Annotated in this window: 20 protein-coding genes; 12 read left to right on the plus strand and 8 right to left on the minus strand. The window is 70.9% G+C overall.

Annotated features, from left to right (window positions below; translation table 11 throughout):
- Positions 1 to 16 precede the first annotated feature (16 nt).
- Positions 17 to 826, minus strand: a complete 810-nt coding sequence (locus tag K6T36_RS14015) for an SAM hydrolase/SAM-dependent halogenase family protein (protein ID WP_222921818.1) — start codon at positions 824 to 826, stop codon at positions 17 to 19.
- Between the two features lie 7 nt (positions 827 to 833).
- The gene (locus tag K6T36_RS14020; protein WP_222921819.1) at positions 834 to 1,397 is read right to left on the minus strand and encodes a nicotinamide-nucleotide adenylyltransferase; all 564 of its coding nucleotides are present in this window, start codon (positions 1,395 to 1,397) and stop codon (positions 834 to 836) included.
- 166 nt (positions 1,398 to 1,563) lie between these two features.
- Here K6T36_RS14020 and lonB point away from each other — a divergent pair, with 166 nt between their 5' ends.
- The 4 genes from lonB (at position 1,564) to K6T36_RS14040 (ending at position 5,613) form a co-directional block, all read left to right on the plus strand.
- A complete protein-coding gene (gene lonB, locus K6T36_RS14025) occupies positions 1,564 to 3,696 on the plus strand; it encodes an ATP-dependent protease LonB (protein ID WP_222921820.1) in 2,133 nt (710 codons plus the stop codon).
- Between the two features lie 9 nt (positions 3,697 to 3,705).
- Positions 3,706 to 4,656 (plus strand): CPBP family intramembrane glutamic endopeptidase, encoded by a 951-nt coding sequence (locus K6T36_RS14030; RefSeq protein WP_222921821.1) that lies wholly within the window; start codon positions 3,706 to 3,708, stop codon positions 4,654 to 4,656.
- Positions 4,657 to 4,713: 57 nt separating this feature from the next.
- On the plus strand, positions 4,714 to 5,187 hold the full coding sequence (locus K6T36_RS14035; protein WP_222921822.1) for a rhodanese-like domain-containing protein: 474 nt from the start codon (positions 4,714 to 4,716) through the stop codon (positions 5,185 to 5,187).
- 78 nt (positions 5,188 to 5,265) lie between these two features.
- Positions 5,266 to 5,613: a hypothetical protein gene (locus K6T36_RS14040; RefSeq protein WP_222921823.1), complete on the plus strand. Its 348-nt coding sequence runs from the start codon at positions 5,266 to 5,268 to the stop codon at positions 5,611 to 5,613.
- Between the two features lie 45 nt (positions 5,614 to 5,658).
- On the opposite strand, the gene K6T36_RS14045 is transcribed toward K6T36_RS14040, so the two are convergent.
- Positions 5,659 to 6,150, minus strand: a complete 492-nt coding sequence (locus K6T36_RS14045) for an MGMT family protein (RefSeq protein ID WP_222921824.1) — start codon at positions 6,148 to 6,150, stop codon at positions 5,659 to 5,661.
- Positions 6,151 to 6,372: 222 nt separating this feature from the next.
- Between K6T36_RS14045 and trpC the strand changes: the two genes are divergently transcribed.
- The 6 genes from trpC (at position 6,373) to K6T36_RS14075 (ending at position 12,060) form a co-directional block, all read left to right on the plus strand.
- Positions 6,373 to 7,179 (plus strand): indole-3-glycerol phosphate synthase, encoded by an 807-nt coding sequence (gene trpC / locus K6T36_RS14050; RefSeq protein WP_264083994.1) that lies wholly within the window; start codon positions 6,373 to 6,375, stop codon positions 7,177 to 7,179.
- On the plus strand, positions 7,176 to 8,468 hold the full coding sequence (gene trpB, locus K6T36_RS14055; RefSeq protein WP_222921825.1) for a tryptophan synthase subunit beta: 1,293 nt from the start codon (positions 7,176 to 7,178) through the stop codon (positions 8,466 to 8,468). The genes trpC and trpB overlap by 4 nt, the downstream gene beginning before the upstream one ends.
- Before the next feature lie 2 nt (positions 8,469 to 8,470).
- On the plus strand, positions 8,471 to 9,358 hold the full coding sequence (gene trpA, locus K6T36_RS14060) for a tryptophan synthase subunit alpha (RefSeq protein WP_222921826.1): 888 nt from the start codon (positions 8,471 to 8,473) through the stop codon (positions 9,356 to 9,358).
- A 44-nt stretch (positions 9,359 to 9,402) separates the two neighbouring features.
- Positions 9,403 to 10,200 (plus strand): 2-amino-3,7-dideoxy-D-threo-hept-6-ulosonate synthase, encoded by a 798-nt coding sequence (locus tag K6T36_RS14065; RefSeq protein WP_222921827.1) that lies wholly within the window; start codon positions 9,403 to 9,405, stop codon positions 10,198 to 10,200.
- A 168-nt stretch (positions 10,201 to 10,368) separates the two neighbouring features.
- Complete coding sequence (locus K6T36_RS14070) at positions 10,369 to 10,782, plus strand: EamA family transporter (protein WP_222921828.1); 414 nt, start codon at positions 10,369 to 10,371, stop codon at positions 10,780 to 10,782.
- 81 nt (positions 10,783 to 10,863) lie between these two features.
- A complete protein-coding gene (locus K6T36_RS14075) occupies positions 10,864 to 12,060 on the plus strand; it encodes a 3-dehydroquinate synthase II (protein ID WP_222921829.1) in 1,197 nt (398 codons plus the stop codon).
- A 37-nt stretch (positions 12,061 to 12,097) separates the two neighbouring features.
- On the opposite strand, the gene K6T36_RS14080 is transcribed toward K6T36_RS14075, so the two are convergent.
- The gene (locus K6T36_RS14080) at positions 12,098 to 12,547 is read right to left on the minus strand and encodes a hypothetical protein (RefSeq protein WP_222921830.1); all 450 of its coding nucleotides are present in this window, start codon (positions 12,545 to 12,547) and stop codon (positions 12,098 to 12,100) included.
- Between the two features lie 79 nt (positions 12,548 to 12,626).
- On the opposite strand from K6T36_RS14080, the gene K6T36_RS14085 reads away from it, so the two are divergent.
- Entirely contained in the window at positions 12,627 to 12,995 is a 369-nt protein-coding gene (locus tag K6T36_RS14085) for a winged helix-turn-helix transcriptional regulator (protein WP_225935136.1), read from the plus strand.
- A gap of 40 nt (positions 12,996 to 13,035) precedes the next feature.
- On the opposite strand, the gene K6T36_RS14090 is transcribed toward K6T36_RS14085, so the two are convergent.
- The 3 genes from K6T36_RS14090 to K6T36_RS14100 form a co-directional block, all read right to left on the minus strand.
- Positions 13,036 to 13,404, minus strand: coding sequence for a DUF7575 domain-containing protein (locus K6T36_RS14090; RefSeq protein WP_222921831.1), 369 nt, complete (start codon positions 13,402 to 13,404; stop codon positions 13,036 to 13,038).
- 115 nt (positions 13,405 to 13,519) lie between these two features.
- Complete coding sequence (locus tag K6T36_RS14095; protein WP_222921832.1) at positions 13,520 to 14,227, minus strand: type I 3-dehydroquinate dehydratase; 708 nt, start codon at positions 14,225 to 14,227, stop codon at positions 13,520 to 13,522.
- Positions 14,228 to 14,285: 58 nt separating this feature from the next.
- Positions 14,286 to 15,284, minus strand: a complete 999-nt coding sequence (locus K6T36_RS14100) for a transcription initiation factor IIB (RefSeq protein ID WP_222921833.1) — start codon at positions 15,282 to 15,284, stop codon at positions 14,286 to 14,288.
- A 197-nt stretch (positions 15,285 to 15,481) separates the two neighbouring features.
- Between K6T36_RS14100 and K6T36_RS14105 the strand changes: the two genes are divergently transcribed.
- Positions 15,482 to 16,315: a helical backbone metal receptor gene (locus tag K6T36_RS14105; protein ID WP_222921834.1), complete on the plus strand. Its 834-nt coding sequence runs from the start codon at positions 15,482 to 15,484 to the stop codon at positions 16,313 to 16,315.
- Between the two features lie 61 nt (positions 16,316 to 16,376).
- On the opposite strand, the gene K6T36_RS14110 is transcribed toward K6T36_RS14105, so the two are convergent.
- A complete protein-coding gene (locus tag K6T36_RS14110) occupies positions 16,377 to 16,643 on the minus strand; it encodes a MarR family transcriptional regulator (RefSeq protein ID WP_222921835.1) in 267 nt (88 codons plus the stop codon).
- Between the last annotated feature and the right edge of the window lie 101 nt (positions 16,644 to 16,744).

Here is a 16,744-nt window from a genome sequence, read left to right on the forward strand (position 1 = left end):
GTGACGACGCCCACGGTCAGGCCGTCGGCACCGTCGCCGCGAGCGCCTCCTCGAACGAGAGGGTCACGGCCCGGCCCGGCGCCAGGTCGAACGCCTCGTCGCCGCGCCCCTGGTTCGCGTCGCACTCCACGTAGCCGTGGCTGCCGACGGTGACCAGCGGGTCGTGTTTGTTCACGTCGGCGAACGTCTCGACGACCGGCACCTCGCGGACGCCCGCGGCGGTCTCGACGGCGATCGTCTCGCCGACGCGCCCGTCGAGGAACGAGCCGGGGACGTTGGTGATCGCGTTACCGAAGTCGTCGACGACGAGCACCTCGCCGGCGGCCGTCTCCGCCTCGACCCACGCCCTCGGGATCTCGAAATCGTCGTAGTCGTCGACCCGACGGAAGCCGTCGAGGGACCCGATCGCGTCGACGCCGGCCTCGTGGACGCGGGCGGCCGCGGGGGCGAACACGTCCCGGCCGTGGAAGGTGCTGGACCGGGGGTCGGCCTCGTCGACCGCGAACACTTCCACGTCGCCCTCTTCGCCCGCCAACTCCCTCGCGGGTGGGAGCAGACAGCCGTTGTCGGGGCCGACGAGGGCGTGGTCGCCCGCGCGGACGCAGATCGCCGCGCGGTCGGTGCCGACGCCGGGGTCGACGACGACGAGGTGGACGCCGGACGGGAACTCGGGGAGGACGAAGCGCAGCCAGAACGCGGCCGCGCGAGGATCGCCCTGGGGGAGGTCGTGGGCCACGTCCACCAGATCTGTGACGCCGCGCGAGCGGAGGACGCCCTTCATCGCGGCGGGGTACGGCGAGCCGAAGTCGGAGGCGAGCGTCAACATCGGGGGATCACGCCGGGTCGGCGGTGGAGCTGTCGTGGTCGAAATCGAGGGAGTCGCCGGTGCCGTTGGCGTCCGAGGAGGCCACCTGCCGGATCCGGTCGACGCCGTCGATCTCGGCGATCGTCTCGACGACCTCGTCGGGGACGAGGTCCTCCCAGCCGTCGCCGCGGATCATGCGATCGCGGAGCTCGCTTCCCTCCAGCACCTCCCGGCGGAACATCGGCGAGGAGCGCACCTCCACGCCGGCCTCCTCGAACAGGCGGACGACGAGGGGGTTGTTCGAGTACGCCACGTCGAACTTCGGCGACATCGACTGGACGTGGCTCACCCACACGGAGTTGCGCTCCAGGTCCTCGATGGGGACCACGTAGGTGGTCAGGTCGACGTCCGCCAGCGCCTTCGTCACCATCATGACGCGCTCGCCGGCGGTGAACGGGTTGCGCCGGGTGTGGGAGTCGCCCGCGGAGCCGATGCCGAGGACGAGCTCGTCCACCTCGCCGGCGATCTCCTCGACCATGTGGTGGTGGCCGTTGTGATACGGCTGGAACCGCCCGATGTAGAACCCCCGCATGACTGGACGTATCTCGCGGCGAGTTTAAAAGCCCGGCGAGTGCCGCGGGCGTCTTGGTCCGACGGATTCAGCGGCGCTACCGGCGGTTCTCGCTCGGGCAGGGGCGGCTCACAGGGGGAGAAAGTATATGAATCGACGGACCCTGTTTTACGGTAGCGACGATTCTATGAGCAACGATCGAAACGACAGCCGGGACGGCGGCGATGTCCTGGATCCGGAGGACGCCCCCGCCGATCGCGGCCCCGAGTCGAACGGGGCCGACGACGGGCGGTCCGGCGGCACGACCGGCGGCCGGTCGGTGGGTGCCTCCAACGATCCCTCCGACCAGGAGGCCGACATCGACGACCTCGGGAGCGACGTCGAGATCGACGCCGAGATCGACGAGGAGATCGCCGAGGAGCACCTGCTCGGCGGCCTCCAGATCGACTCGACCGACGACATCGAGGTTCCCGACCGACTCGTCGACCAGGTTATCGGGCAGGAACACGCCCGCGACGTAGTCATGAAGGCGGCCAAGCAGCGCCGCCACGTGATGATGATCGGCTCGCCCGGGACGGGCAAGTCGATGCTCGCGAAGGCCATGTCCGAGCTGCTCCCGAAGGAGGAGCTCCAGGACGTGCTCGTGTACCACAACCCCGACGACGGAAACAACCCGAAGGTGCGGACGGTGCCCTCGGGCAAGGGCGAACAGATCGTCGACGCCCACAAGGAGGAGGCCAGAAAGCGCAACCAGATGCGCAGCTTCCTCATGTGGATCATCATCGCGGTGGTGCTGGGCTACTCGCTGCTCGTCGTGAGCAACATCCTGCTGGGCATCCTCGCGGCCGGTATCATCTACCTCGCGTTCCGCTACGGCTCGCGCGGCAGCGACTCGATGATCCCGAACCTCCTCGTCAACAACGCCGACGAGAAGTCCGCGCCGTTCGAGGACGCCACCGGCGCCCACGCCGGCGCGCTGCTGGGCGACGTGCGTCACGACCCGTTCCAGTCCGGCGGGATGGAGACGCCGAGCCACGACCGCGTCGAGGCCGGCGCCATCCACAAGGCGAACAAGGGCGTCCTGTTCGTCGACGAGATCAACACCCTCGACATCCGCTCTCAGCAGAAGCTGATGACCGCGATCCAGGAGGGCGAGTTCTCGATCACCGGCCAGTCCGAGCGCTCCTCGGGCGCGATGGTCCAGACGGAGCCCGTCCCGACCGACTTCATCATGATCGCGGCGGGGAACCTCGACGCGATGGAGAACATGCACCCCGCGCTGCGCTCGCGCATCAAGGGATACGGTTACGAGGTCTACATGGACGACACCATCGAGGACACCCCCGAAATGCGCCGCAAGTACGCCCGCTTCGTGGCCCAGGAGGTCGCCAAGGACGGCCGGCTGCCGGCGTTCAGCGAGGAGGCCATCGAGGAGGTCATCCTCACCGCCCGCCGCCGCGCCGGCCGGAAGGGCCACCTCACCCTGGAGCTGCGGAACCTCGGCGGGCTGGTCCGCGTCTCGGGCGACATCGCCCGCGGCGAGGACGCCGAGCGCGTCACTCGCGACCACGTACTCCAGGCGAAGGGCCGCTCGCGCTCCATCGAGCAGCAGCTCGCCGACGACTACATCGAGCGCCGCAAGGACTACGAGCTGCAGGTCGCCGAGGGCTACCAGGTCGGCCGCGTGAACGGCCTCGCCGTCATGGGCGAGGACTCGGGCATCATGCTCCCGGTCATGGCTGAGGTCACCCCCTCGCAGGGGCCCGGCCAGGTGATCGCCACCGGCCAGCTCCAGGAGATGGCCGAGGAGGCCGTTCAGAACGTCTCGGCGATCATCAAGAAGTTCTCCGACGAGGACATCACCGAGAAGGACATCCACATCCAGTTCGTCCAGACGGGCCAGCAGGGCGTCGACGGCGACTCGGCGTCCATCACGGTCGCCACCGCCGTCATCTCCGCGCTGGAGAACGTGGGGGTCGACCAGAACCTCGCGATGACGGGGTCGCTGTCGGTCCGGGGCGACGTGCTCCCGGTCGGCGGCGTCACCCACAAGATCGAGGCCGCGGCCAAGTCCGGCTGCGACACGGTCATCATCCCGAAGGCGAACGAGCAGGACGTGATGATCGAGGACGAGTACAAGGAGATGGTCGACATCATCCCGGTCGAGCACATCTCCGAGGTGCTCGACATCGCGCTGGAGGGCGAGCCCGAGAAGGACTCGCTGGTCGATCGTCTCAAGAGCATCACCGGCTCCGCGCTGGAGAAGACCGGCGAGGGCGCCGGCGCCGGCCGCGGGCCGACCAGCCCCAGCCCGCAGTAGCGACCCGACGTGACGCGCTGGACGGCGTTCGCGGGGCTGGCGACCGTCGTCCTGCTTCTCCTCTTGGGCCTCGCGAGGCTGTCCGAGGCACAGTTCGCACCCGTCGACGAGCCGGCGGCTCGCGGCGGCGACCGCACCGGCGACGGCGCCGCAGACGGCGCCACGGGTGCCACAGGTGGGACCGATGCCGCGCCGGAGGCTCACGGGCCCACGGCGACACCGTCACGTCCGGAGACGCCGTCACACCCGGCGACGACTCCCGACGCGGACCGGTCGCTGTCGGCTCCCGAGCGCAGCCCCGTCGCCGCCGCGGAGGCGGAGGCGTCGCTGTCGGCGGGCGTGTTGCTGGCGAACGTCGCGCTCTCGCAGGGCGTCTTCGGCGCGATGCTCGTCGCCGCCGCGGTGTGGGCCGACGTGCCGGCCGCGGCGCTGGGGCTCGTACCGGCGGCGACGCTCCCGGATCTGGCGCTGGGCGTCGGCCTCGGCGCCGCCCTGTGGCTCGCCAGCGAGGCCGGCGGCCGCCTCGCCGAACGGGTCGGGATCGAGGTGAACGAGGCGCTGCGTGGCGCCCTCGCGCCCGACACGCTCGGCGGCTGGGCGATCCTGCTGCTCGCCGTGTTGCCGACAGTCGCGCTGTTCGAGGAGTTCCTCTTTCGGGCCGTGCTCGTCGGCGCCTTCGGCGTCGGCTTGGACGCGCCGGCGTGGCTGCCGGCGACGATCGCGGGCCTCGACCCGTGGCCATGGCTGCTGGCGGCCGGGTCGTCGGTCGCGTTCGCGCTCGGCCACGGCGCGCAGGGCCGCGCCGGGATCGTCGCCACCGGGGCGCTGGGGTTCGTGCTCGCGGGGGCGTTCGTGCTCACCGGGAGCTTCGCGCTCGTCGTCGTCGCCCACTACCTCGTGAACGCGCTCACGCTCGTCGTCCACGAGTTCGACCCGGCCCCGCTCGGCGCCCGCCGGTAGCTCCTCGCCCCGACGCCCGCCGGTAGCTCTTTGTCCCGTGCTCGCCGCCTTCGATCCATGAGCGACGTTGACAACCACGCGTGGGACATGGCCGCCGAGGCCGAGGAGGACGTCGAGGTGCTGAGCATAGACGAGGCTCACGAGGAGTGGCAGATGATCGGAGGCGACGACGGCGAAAACGACGACGGGAGCACCGACGACGCCGCGGGCGACGCGGACACGTTCTTCCTCGACGTGCGCGACGTGCGCGAGCGGTGGATCGAGGGCGCGATCCCCGACGACACCCACGCCCCGCGCGGGATGCTGGAGTTCTGGGCCGACCCCGAGACGGAGTACTACCGCGACTACTTCGAGACGGACCGCCGGTTCGTGCTGTACTGCAACGAGGGCGGCCGGTCGGCGCTCGCGGCGAAGGCGCTGCGTGACATGGGGTTCGCGGACGTTGCCCACGTCGAGGGCGGCTTCACCGCGTGGCAGGAGGCGGGGTACGAGCAGGCCGACGTGGAGCAGCCGGACTACTCGGACCGGTAACTCCCGCGTCGGACGGACGGCGGACGATCGGCGGACGGCGACGCCACGCTTACCTACGTCCCGCCCGCGTCGTGCGGTATGCACGCGTCGAAGCGGAGCGTCGACCTGTCGACCGGCGCGGCGGTGTTCCTCGCCTGTTCGGCCGTCGTCGCCGGCGTCGGCGGCTGGTACCGCGGGACGGTCCCGGTCGACATGGCCGTCGGTGCGGGAATGCTCGCCGTCGGCGTCCTCGCGAGCCAGCGGACGATGTGGCTGCACGGCTCGCCCACCGAGGCCGGCGCGCTCTCGAACGCGGGGCTGTTCGCGCTCGCGACGGGCGCGAAGATCGGGGGCGTCGACCTGGGGATCGCCCCGATGGAGACCGCGGGCGAGGCGCTGTTTCTCATCGCCCTCGCGTACTACCTCGTTCGCGCGTACGGTCGCTAACGGCCGGTTACCGCCCCGTCAGCGGCCGACCGGTCGCCGCGCCCGTCAGAACGACCGAACCCCCTCGATCTCCCTGAGCCGAGCGGCCACCGCCTCGGGCGTGGCGCCCCCGACATCGCGGACGCGGTGATCCGGGACGACGATCGGGATCGGGTTCGCACGCAGGGCCTCCCGGGCGGTCTGCAGGTCGGCCTCGTCCTCGTGGTCGAGGCCGGCAGTCATCTTCGCGACCCGCGCGAGGTCGACCGACTCGCCGTACGGGACGTTCCGCACCGACTCCAGCACCGACCGCTGGTCGGTCGGCACGGTGATGGCGACCTCGACGTCGGCGAAGTCGTCCTCGGTGCCGGCGAGGTACTCGCCGATCCGGTCCAACAGCGCGTGCTCGCCGTCGGCGTCCGACGGGAGGGTCTCGGGGAACGAAACGGAGATGAGTCGCCCGCTCGCGGTTCCAAGTTCCACCGCCCGATCGATCGCGTCGAAGCGGCGCCCGAACACGCCGGTGTCGCCCGGGCCGCCGCCGATGGTCGCAGTCATGTCCGATCGAACGCGACGACGACGTTTCAATCCCGCCCGTCGCGGTCGCCGCCGCCGGTCCGATCGCGGGGCCGACGGCGCTCCGATCGAGGGGTCGACGGCGTCCGTGACTGCGACGGCGACGACCCCCGCAACGGCGACGGCAACGACCCCCGCGCCCACCGAGTCCCCGTCCGCGCCGACGCAACACTTTTGAACGAAAGAGCCCACCGATGTACATAGATGAACACACCAACCGAGGAGCTCGCGCCCGCGGTGCGATCGATCCTCGAGGCCGCGAGCGAGCGGTCCGGCGGCGACGAGCGCGTGTCCGTCGACGCGCGGTCGCTGTCGGAGGCGTTCGCGTCCGCGGAGGCCGACGGTCGCGTCCCGGTGATCGCCGAGGTGAAGCCGACGAGCCCGACGACGGACGGCGCGCGCGACGACGACCCGGTCGCGCTGGCGGCGTCGATGGTCGAGGGCGGCGCCGCGGCGCTGTCGGTGCTGACCGAACCGGAGCACTTCGACGGCTCCGTCGAGAACCTGACGCGCGTCCGTGAGGCGGTCGACGTGCCCGTGTTACGGAAGGACTTCGTCGTCCGCGAGGACCAGCTCGACGCCGCGGAGGCGGACCTGGTGCTCCTCATCGCGCGGTTCGTCGGCGACGACCTCGCCGACCTGGTCGAGGCCGCGCGCGACCGGGGCTTCCAGCCGCTCGTCGAGGTTCACACGCGCGAGGAACTCGCCGCGGCGCTGGCGGCCGGCGCGGAGCTGATCGGCGTCAACAACCGCGACCTGGGGAGGCTGGAGGTCGACCTCTCGACGTTCGAGACGGTCGCGCCCGAGGTGCCCGACCGGGTGACGGTGATCGCCGAGTCGGGGATCACGACGCCCGCGGACGCCCGACGGATGCGCGAGGCCGGGGCGGACGGGCTGCTCATCGGCTCCGCGATCATGGACGCCGAGGGCGGGGACGGGGCGGGAACCGGCGGCGACGTTTCTGCCAACACCCGTCGGTTTACGGCCGCGGAGTCCGAGGAGGAGGTATGAGCAGCGAGGGCGAACGGAGCGGGACCGGCGGCGACGGCGGCCAGTGGGTCGCCGCCGGCGACGGGAAGTTCGGCCGCTACGGCGGCCAGTACGTCCCCGAGGCGCTGATGCCCGCCATCGAGGAGCTGACCGACGCCTACGAGCGGTACGTCCTCAACAACGAGGACGGCTTCATGGACGAGTTCCGCCGGCGCATCCGCGAGTTCGGCGGGCGCCCCACGCCGCTCCAGCGCGCGGACCGGCTCTCCGAGCGCTACGACACCGAGGTGTACCTCAAGCGCGAGGACCTGCTTCACGGCGGCGCGCACAAGCTGAACAACGCGCTCGGGCAGGTGTTGCTCGCGAAGTACATGGGCAAGGAGCGCATCATCGCCGAGACCGGCGCCGGCCAGCACGGCACCGCGACGGCGATGGCGGCCGCACACCTCGACATGCCCTGCGAGGTGTACATGGGCGAGCGCGACATCAACCGCCAGCGCCCCAACGTCTTCCGGATGAAGATCAACGGCTCGGAGGTCACCCAGGTGACGACGGGCCGGGGGACGCTGAAGGAGGCCATCTCCGAGACGATGCGCGACTGGGCGACGAACGTCGAGGACACCCACTACGTCATCGGCTCGGTCGTCGGCCCGCACCCGTTCCCGAAGATGGTGCGGGACTTCCAGGCGGTCATCTCGGAGGAGGCGCGCGAGCAGGCAATCGAGCGGACCGGCGACCTCCCCGACTCGGTCGTCGCCTGCGCGGGCGGCGGCTCGAACACGATGGGCGCGTTCCACGAGTTCGTAGGCGACGGGTCGGTCGACCTGTTCGCCGTCGAGGCCGGCGGCTCCTCGCTGGCGGTCGACGAGGAGGAGGGCGTCGCGCCCAACTCCGCGTCGCTGTCGACGGGCAGCGAGGGCGTGCTCCACGGCGCGCGAACGAAGCTCCTGCAGGACCACGACGGCCAGATCGTCGAGAGCCACTCCGTCTCCTCGGGGCTGGACTACGCCGGCGTCGGCCCCGAGTTGGCGTACCTCGTCGACGAGGGGCGCGTGACGCCGGTGAACGTCGACGACGACGCGGCCATCGAGGGCTTCCACCGGCTCTCCCAGGAGGAGGGGATCATCCCCGCCCTGGAGTCGGCTCACGCGCTCGCGTACCTCCACGAGCACCACGAGGAGCTGGGCGACGTGACCGTCGTCAACGTCTCCGGGCGCGGCGACAAGGACCTCGAGTCGGTGATCGAGGAGACGACGCGGCGGGACGTGCCGAACGCGCCGGACATGTCGATGTTCGAGGGGGGGCTGTGACGATGGCGGAGGACCGCCGCGGCGACGCCGGCGACGACCGGTCGGCCGGCGACCCCGTCGCCGACGCGTTCGCCGACGGCCCGGCGTTCGTCCCGTACCTCGCCGTCGGCGACCCGGACTACGAGTCGTCGCTCGCGTACGTCGAGGCGCTCGCCGAGGGCGGCGCCGACGTGATCGAACTCGGGCTCCCGTTTTCGGAACCGATCGCCGAGGGACCGACCATCCAGAACGCCGTCGCCCGCGCGCTGGAGGCGGGGATGACGCCGACGCGGTTCTTCGAGTTCGTCGAGGAGCTGGACGTGGACGTGCCGCTCGTCTGCATGACGTACTACAATCTGATCTATCAATATGGCAACGAGCAGGGTCCGCGCCCGTTCGTCGAGAAGGCGGCCTCGGCCGGAATCTCGGGGTTCGTCGTCCCGGACCTCCCCGCGGAGGAGGCCGGGCCGCTCCGGGAGGCCTGTGACGAGTTCGGGCTCCACCTGATCTCCATCGTCGCGCCGACGACCGACGAGGGGCGCCTGGAGAAGCTCGTGGAGGTCTCCTCGGGGTACGTCTACGTGCAGGCCCGCCTCGGCGTCACCGGCGCGTCGTCGTCGGTGTCCGACCGGACCGGCGAGTCGCTCGCGCGTCTCTCGGACGTGGACCTCCCGAAGGCGGTCGGGTTCGGCATCTCCTCGGGCGAGCAGGCCGCGACGATCGTCGAGGCCGGCGCCGACGGGATCATCGTCGGCTCGGCGCTGGTGGACATCGTCGCCGAGGGCCACGAGGGGGGCGAACCGACCGAGGCGGTCGCCGACCGCCTGGAAGCGACGGCGCGCGAACTGAAGCGGGGCGCGCTCGACGGGTACGGGCGACGGACGCCGGCACCCGAAGGTACTTCCGATTGAGCCGTTCGCAAGCCATTTACGCCCGATCACGCCATACCACACCAATGGAACACGCCGGACTCGCCGCACGCATGGATCGCATCTCCACGGACGACCGAATCCTCATGGTCCCGATGGACCACGGGATCACGCTCGGGCCGGTACGGGGGCTCAAGGACATCGAGGGGACCATCGACGCCGTCACCCGCGGGGGCGCCGACGCGGTGCTCACCCAGAAGGGGATCGCCCCGCGCGTCCACGCCAACCTCAACGGCGCGGGCTACGTCGTCCACCTGAACGCCGGAACCTCGATCGGACCGGACAGCAACGACAAACGCCCCACCGGCACCGTCAAGGGTGCCATCCGCTCGGGCGCCGACGCCGTCTCGATGCACATCAACGTCGGCTCGGACTACGAACCGGGACAGATGACGTTCCTCTCGGAGCTGTGTGAGGAGGCGGCCGACTACGGCGTGCCCGTGCTCGCGATGGCGTACGCCCGCGGCGCCAACCTCGCAGGCGACGATCCCGAGCACGACGCCGAGAACCTCGCACACGCCGTCCGCCTGGCCGAGGAGTGCGGCGCGGACCTCGTGAAGACGGCGTACTCGGGCGACTCCGCGAGCTTCGAACACGTCTGTGAGTCCACTCGACTGCCGGTCATCATCGCCGGCGGGTCGCCCTCGGGCGACCTCCGGACGCTGAAGGACGTGCGCGGCGCGATGGACGCCGGCGCCGCCGGCGTCTCGATGGGCCGCACCATCTTCCAGCACGACGACCCCGAGGCGATGACCGCGGCGGTCTCGGCGGTCGTCCACGGGGACGCCGACGCCGAGGACGCCCTGTCGGCGTCGGGGCTGTAGGACCGGCCACGCGACGCTCGGGTCGCCACCGACGTCCCGGCCGGTGCTCGTCCAGTTCTCTGCCGTACTCGGTCGGTGCCCGGTTTTTTGTCCCCGCAGCTATCCTTGTGAGCGGATGGCACCCAGACGAGCGCGCGTCCCGAGCCGTGATACGGAGGGATCCGTCCCGTGAACTACGTGTTCTGGGCGGTGGTGGCGATGGCGTGCTACTCGTTCGCGTTCCTGTTCATGAAGCTCGCGATGCACGACCTGCCCGCGTTCACCGTCATGCCGATCGCGGTCGTGACGCTGGCCGTGGGAGCGACGACCGTGACGGCCCTGTTCGGCGGCTGGTCGCTTCCCTCGGTGCGCAGCCTGCCGGTCGTGTTCGCCCTCGCGGCGGGGGTCTGTCTCGTCGGTGCCGTCGTCGGATACTTCCGGGCGCTCTCGACCGGCCCCGTCAGCGTCGTCGTCCCGATCTTCGGGATGTTCCTCGTCGGGGGCACGCTCCTCGGCATCGTCGTGTTGGGGGAGGGCGTGACGGCGAGGAAGGTCCTCGGCATCGCGTTCGGGACCGTCGCGATCGTTCTCATCGCCACCTGAGTCCGGGCCCCGTCTCGTTTCGTGTCGCCCTCGGTCGCCGTATCCGCCAACTTGAAGCGCCGTCCACGATAGCGACCCACAATGACACGAACGCGGTCCGTCTGGATCCGAGCCGACGGCGACGTGGGCGACTGGGACGCGCGACGCGAACGAATCACCGCGGGCCTCGAGGCCGGCGTCGACTGGGTGCTCGTCGACGAGCGCGACGTGGCGAAGGTGCGCGAACTGGGCGACGTGAACGTCGCGGCCTTCCGCTCGGACGCCGACGTGGACGTGATCGGCGACGCCGAGTCCGACGGCGACGAGGCGGTCGCGGACGCCTACATCGTCGGCAAGGACGGCGAGGGCGACGGCACGGTCGACCTCCCCTCGGACTTCTCCGGCTCGGCGGACCTGTCGACGCTCCGCCGCGGCGACAACCGCGCGCAGGGGGCGTTCGTCCGCATCTTCGACGAGGACTACGAGGCGTTCGCGGAGGCGGCCGCCCGCGACGCGGAGTTCCTCGTCGTCGCCAGCGAGAACTGGCAGATCATCCCGCTGGAGAACCTCATCGCCCGCATCGGCGACGACACGACGCTCGTCGCCGGCGCGACGACCGCCGAGGAGGCCAGGACGGCGTTCGAGACGCTCGAACTCGGCGCCGAGGGCGTCCTGCTCGACACGGACGACCCCGACGAGATCCGCAAGACGGTGGAGGTTCGCGACGAGGCCGACCGCGAGACGCTCGATCTCACGACCGCGACGGTCACCGCCATCGAGCGCACCGGCTCCGCGGACCGCGTCTGCGTCGACACGGGGACGATGATGGACCACGACGAGGGGATGCTCGTCGGGTCGATGAGCAGGGGGCTGTTCTTCGTCCACGCCGAGACGGCCGACTCGCCGTACGTCGCCTCCCGGCCGTTCCGCGTCAACGCCGGCGCGGTCCACGCGTACGTTCGCACGCCCGACGGCGGCACGAAGTACCTGAGCGAACTGCGCTCGGGCGACGAGGTGCAGGTGCTCGACACCGACGGGAAGACGCGCGAGGCCGTCGTCGGCCGCGTGAAGATCGAGAAGCGGCCCATGTTCCGCGTGCAGGCGGAGGTCGAAACCGACGACGGCGAGGTCGACCGCATCGAGACGCTCATCCAGAACGCCGAGACGGTGAAGGTCGCGACCGCGGACGGCCGCAAAGCCGTCACCGACCTCGCGGAGGGCGACGAGGTGCTCGTCTACTACGAGGACGTGGCCCGCCACTTCGGCGAGGCCGTCGAGGAGTCGATCATCGAGCAGTAGCGGGGCCGAGTTCGGCCCGACCGTCGGTCGCGGCCGGTCACCCCTCCGTCCGCTCGATCGGCTCCACGAATCCGTCCTCGAACGTGTCCACGAATCCGTCCTCGAACGTGTCCGCGAGTCCGTCCTCGAACAGCTCCGCCGTCCCGTCGGGGCCCGAGATCCTGAGCCCGGTTTCCTCGTACGGCGGCGACACCTCGATGCTGTAGGCGGCGAACGAACAGCATCGGCGCTCCGCCGAGACGAACCCGGCCACGTCCGCGATCGTCCCGTCGATTCCGTCGAACACGAGGACGATCCCGTCCTCGGCGTCCCTCGTTCCTCGATACGCGTCCGCGAGCGTCGACCGTGCCCGCTCGGCGCGCTCGCTGCGCTCGTCCTCGGTCAGCGTACACGCGACCGCGAGATCGGCGGCGACCTCCTCCCGGTCGGCGGTCGGCTCGCTCGCGTCGCTCGCCTCGCCTTCGTCGTGTGTGTCGGGGTCGTTCATCGTCGGTCCGTGTTCGGGTGGCGGAGGGGTTAAGTTGTCAAGTAGCGATCATCGAAGCGACTTCGACCGATCGAAGCACATGACCGACCCAGCCCCCGACGCCGACGACCGAGGCGAGCCGGACCGCGAGCGATGTTACTGCCGGCTGAACCCGCTGTTCGACCTGCTCTCCCGGCGCCACGCGATGGGAGTCGTCTGCATCGTCGGCGCGGCACAGCCGGTCAGATACTCGGAGATCGAGGCGACCTTCGGCGAGGTGAGCAGCTCGACGCTCTCGGCGCGCCTCGACGAGCTCACGGAGGCGGGCCTCCTCGACAGGGAGCAGCGGGAGACGATCCCGCCCCACGTGGAGTACGCGCTCACCGACGACGGCGAACGGCTCCGCGAACGGCTCGAGCCGGTCCGCCGCTGGACCGCCGATCGGTCCGAGCGATCTGACGGCCGGTGAACGGGCTCGGGAAAGCACCCCGCTCGACCCCCGTCTCAGGCTACTCGTCGACGTACTCGAACTCGACCGAACAGTACCAGCAAAACCCGATCGAGAGGTCGACTCCCCGGCCGCATCGGGGACAGGCGATCCCGGTCGGGCGGGCGTCGCGCCGGGCCAACACGTAGGCGTCGGCCGCCGACAGCGCGAGCACGACCGCCAGCGGGACGCCGAGCCGAAGTCCCGCCGCCAGGGAGCGACCGAGCGACGCCGGAGCGAGCCCGTCGACGCCGAACACGCCGGCGAAGACGAGCGCCGACCCGGCCAGCAGCGCGAGCCAGGCGAGCCCGCGACTCCAGCGCCGCAGATAGACGTGTCCGAGCGCCGGCACGACCGCCAGTGCCGCCGCGAACGCCGGGCGTCGTCGCATACCGCTCAGTCACCTCAGCACGGACAAGAAGGTTCTCACGCGGCGTCGGACGCGTGTCCGCTCCGCGGCCGCCGGGCGTCGGATCCGGGAACCGGCCGCCGGTCGCCCGGTCGAGTCACAGGAGGTCGTCGACGAGCCGACGGAGCGTCGCGAGGTCGTACTGGCCCGGCGCCGTCGCGTCGGCGGCGTCGATCGGCGCGTAGCCGAGCCGGGAGCCGTACACCGGGGCGACAGCGCGGGTGTGGCTCCCGTGCTCGCCCATCGCCATCGTCGCCACGCGGTCGCCGCGGCCGGTCGCCCGATGGGTCGCCGACAGCAGCGCCAGCGCCTCGCCTTTGGTGCGCGCGGTGACCGCCAGCTTGCCCACGTCGCCGGCGGCGGCGGCCGCCCGCAGCAGGAGATCGAGCGTCGCCGCCGGCGGCGTCCCGTCGAAGTCGTGGACCGACGCGACGACCGCCGCGTCGTGCTCGCGGGCGCGGGCGACCAGCCCCTCGGCGTCGACCTCGTTCGTTCCCGTCGGCCGCCCCCGCAGGGTCGCCAGCTCCACGTCGACGGCGGCGACCGCCCCGTGTTCGACCGCCGCGGCGAGGGCGTCGAGCCGGTCGTACGGGGCGGTCTCGCCGCCCTCCCAGCGCGGGCGGTTCGTCACCAACAGGGGGAGATCGCCGTCGTACGTCGCCAGCGCGTCCAGCGGGTCGTCGGCCAGGTCCATCCGGAACTCGACGCAGTCGGCGTGCTCACGGGCGGCCGGTTCCGCCGCGAGGTCGGCGGTGCTGGCGCACAACGAGAAGGAGTCGAGGTCGATGGCGTACGCGTCGCTCATGGTCGGGGAAGGTCGGCCGTACGCAAAACCGTGGGTGGTCGCGGGTCGGCCGGCGACGTTACGCGACGAGGCCGTCCTCGGCCTCGAGCAGCTCGTGGTAGCGGTTGCGGATCGTGACCTCGGAGATGTCGGCGACCTCCGAGACGGCCGCCTGCGTCGTCTTCTCGTTGGTCAACAGCGCGGCGGCGTAGACGGCCGCGGCGGCGAGGCCGACGGGCGACTTGCCCGAGTGGACGCCCTTCTCCTTGGCGTTCTTCAGGAGCTGTTTCGCGCGCATCTCCGACTCCTCGGAGAGGTCGAGCGAGGAGGCGAACCGCGGGACGTACTGCTCGGGGTCGGCGGGCTTGACCTCCAGCTTCAGCTCGCGGACGACGTAGCGGTACGTGCGCGCGACCTCGTCCTTCGAGACGCGCGACACGTCCGAGATCTCGTCGAGCGAGCGCGGGACGCCCGCCATCCGGGCGGCCGCGTACACGCAGGCCGTCGAGACGCCCTCGATGGAGCGCCCGGGGAGCAGGTCCTCGTCGAGCGCGCGGCGGTAGATGACCGAGGCGGTCTCGCGGACGTTGTCCGGGAGGCCCAGCGCCGAGGCCATCCGGTCGATCTCGCCGAGCGCCTGCTTCAGGTTGCGCTCCTTGGAGTCGCGCGTGCGGAAGCGCTCGTTCCACTTGCGCAGGCGGCGCATCTTCTGGCGCTGGCGGGCGCCCAGCGAGCGGCCGTAGGCGTCCTGGTCGCGCCAGTCGATGTTGGTCGACAGCCCCTTGTCGTGCATCGTGTTCGTCGTGGGGGCGCCCACGCGGGACTTCTGGTCCTTCTCGGCGGCGTCGAACGCGCGCCACTCGGGGCCGCGGTCGACGGAGTCCTCCTCGATGACGAGGCCGCACTCCTCACAGACCGTCTCGCCGTGCTCCTCGTCGGAGATGACGTTGCCCGAGCACTCGGGGCAGGCGAGCTCGTCGCCCGACTGCTCCTCCTGCTCGGATTCGTCCTGGTGTTCGTGTGCTGTTCGTCGGTCGCGCCCGGCGGGTCGCCGGCGGGTGTGTGTGTTCTCGCTCATTGCGTCTGATGGGGCGGGAGCCCGAAAGGGGATACAAAAAACCCCGGGTGACTCTGTGCCCAAAGGAAGCGCGATCAGTACATAAAACAAACGGTGTGGAGATCACAGTGAGACACCGTCACGTGATCCGGAAACCGCCCGACGGGGACTATTTATGCGATCGACTCTCACGGGCTAACGATGGTGATCGTTCCGCGATGGTAACCGAACGGGTCGTCTCCTTGGCGCCCAGCGCGACGGCGATCCTCGGCGCGCTCGACGCGCTCGACGCGGCCGCGGGGCCGCCAGGGCGGGAGTCCGCGGACGAATCGACGGCCACGGACGCACCGCTCGTCGCGGACACGCTCGTCGGGGTGACGCACGCGTGCACCCCGCCCGCGGGGGCGTCGCCGACCGTCGTCGGCGGGTGGCCGAACCCCGACCTCGACGCCGTCGAGCGGCTGGACCCGACCGTCGTGCTGACGTGCGACCCGCTTCAGCGCGAGACGGCCGACGCGCTTCGCGACCGCGGCCTGGTCGTCGAACACGCCGAGCCGACCCGACTGGCGGACGTGTACGCGTACGTCGCGGACGTGGGGGCGGCGGTCGGGCGACCCGGCGCCGGCGACCGGCTCGCGGGCGACCTGCGCGACCGGGTCGACCGGGTCCGGGCGGCGGTCCCCGGCGACCCCGCCGAGCGACCGGTCGTCTACGCCGAGGAGTGGGGGGATCCCCCGATGGCCGCCGGCAACTGGGTGCCCGACGCCGTCGCCGCCGCCGGCGGGCGGTGCCCGTTCGTCCCTGCGGGCGAGCGCTCACACGAGGTCGACCCCTCGGCGGTCGAACGTGCGGACCCGGATCACGCGGTGCTCCACTGGTGTGGCACGAACCGCAGTCCGGGAGCCGATACGCTCGCGGACCGCGACTGGGATGTCGACCCCGCGGTCCACGTGATCGACGACTCCCTGTTGAACCAGCCGAGCCCGCGACTGGTCGACGGGATCGAGACGTTGGCGGAACTGTTCCACGGCGTGAACGTGTCCGAGAAGTAGACTGGATAGCCGGCCGGGCGGTCGACCGAATAGCGGGCCGGGCCGGTCGCCCTCGGAACGCCTACAGGTCCAGCGAGTAGAGCCGCTTGCGCGCGTCGGTGAACGAAAAGCGCGACTCGACGGCGTCCGCCTCCTCCAGCCGGGTCAACGCGTAACGGACGGTCCGCGGCGGGAGCAGCGTCTCCTCGGCGAGTTCGCTCTGGCTCAGTGTGTCCTCGTACTCCAGCACCTTCGCGACCAGCTTCGCGCTCGGCGGCAGGTCGCGAACGCGTTCCCATCTGTCGATCGAGGCGTCGTCGACGACGGCCTCTGCGTCGGATGCGCTCATGCTGTCTGGTTCCACGCGATGCCGTTTGTTAATAGTTTCTATTCTCATTATTACCTTTGGACATCCGATTCTCACGGTCCTCACCCCGACCCGAAGTCTCT

This window comes from Halobaculum roseum (genome assembly GCF_019880245.1).
In the GTDB taxonomy this organism is placed as follows: Archaea; Halobacteriota; Halobacteria; order Halobacteriales; family Haloferacaceae; genus Halobaculum; species Halobaculum roseum.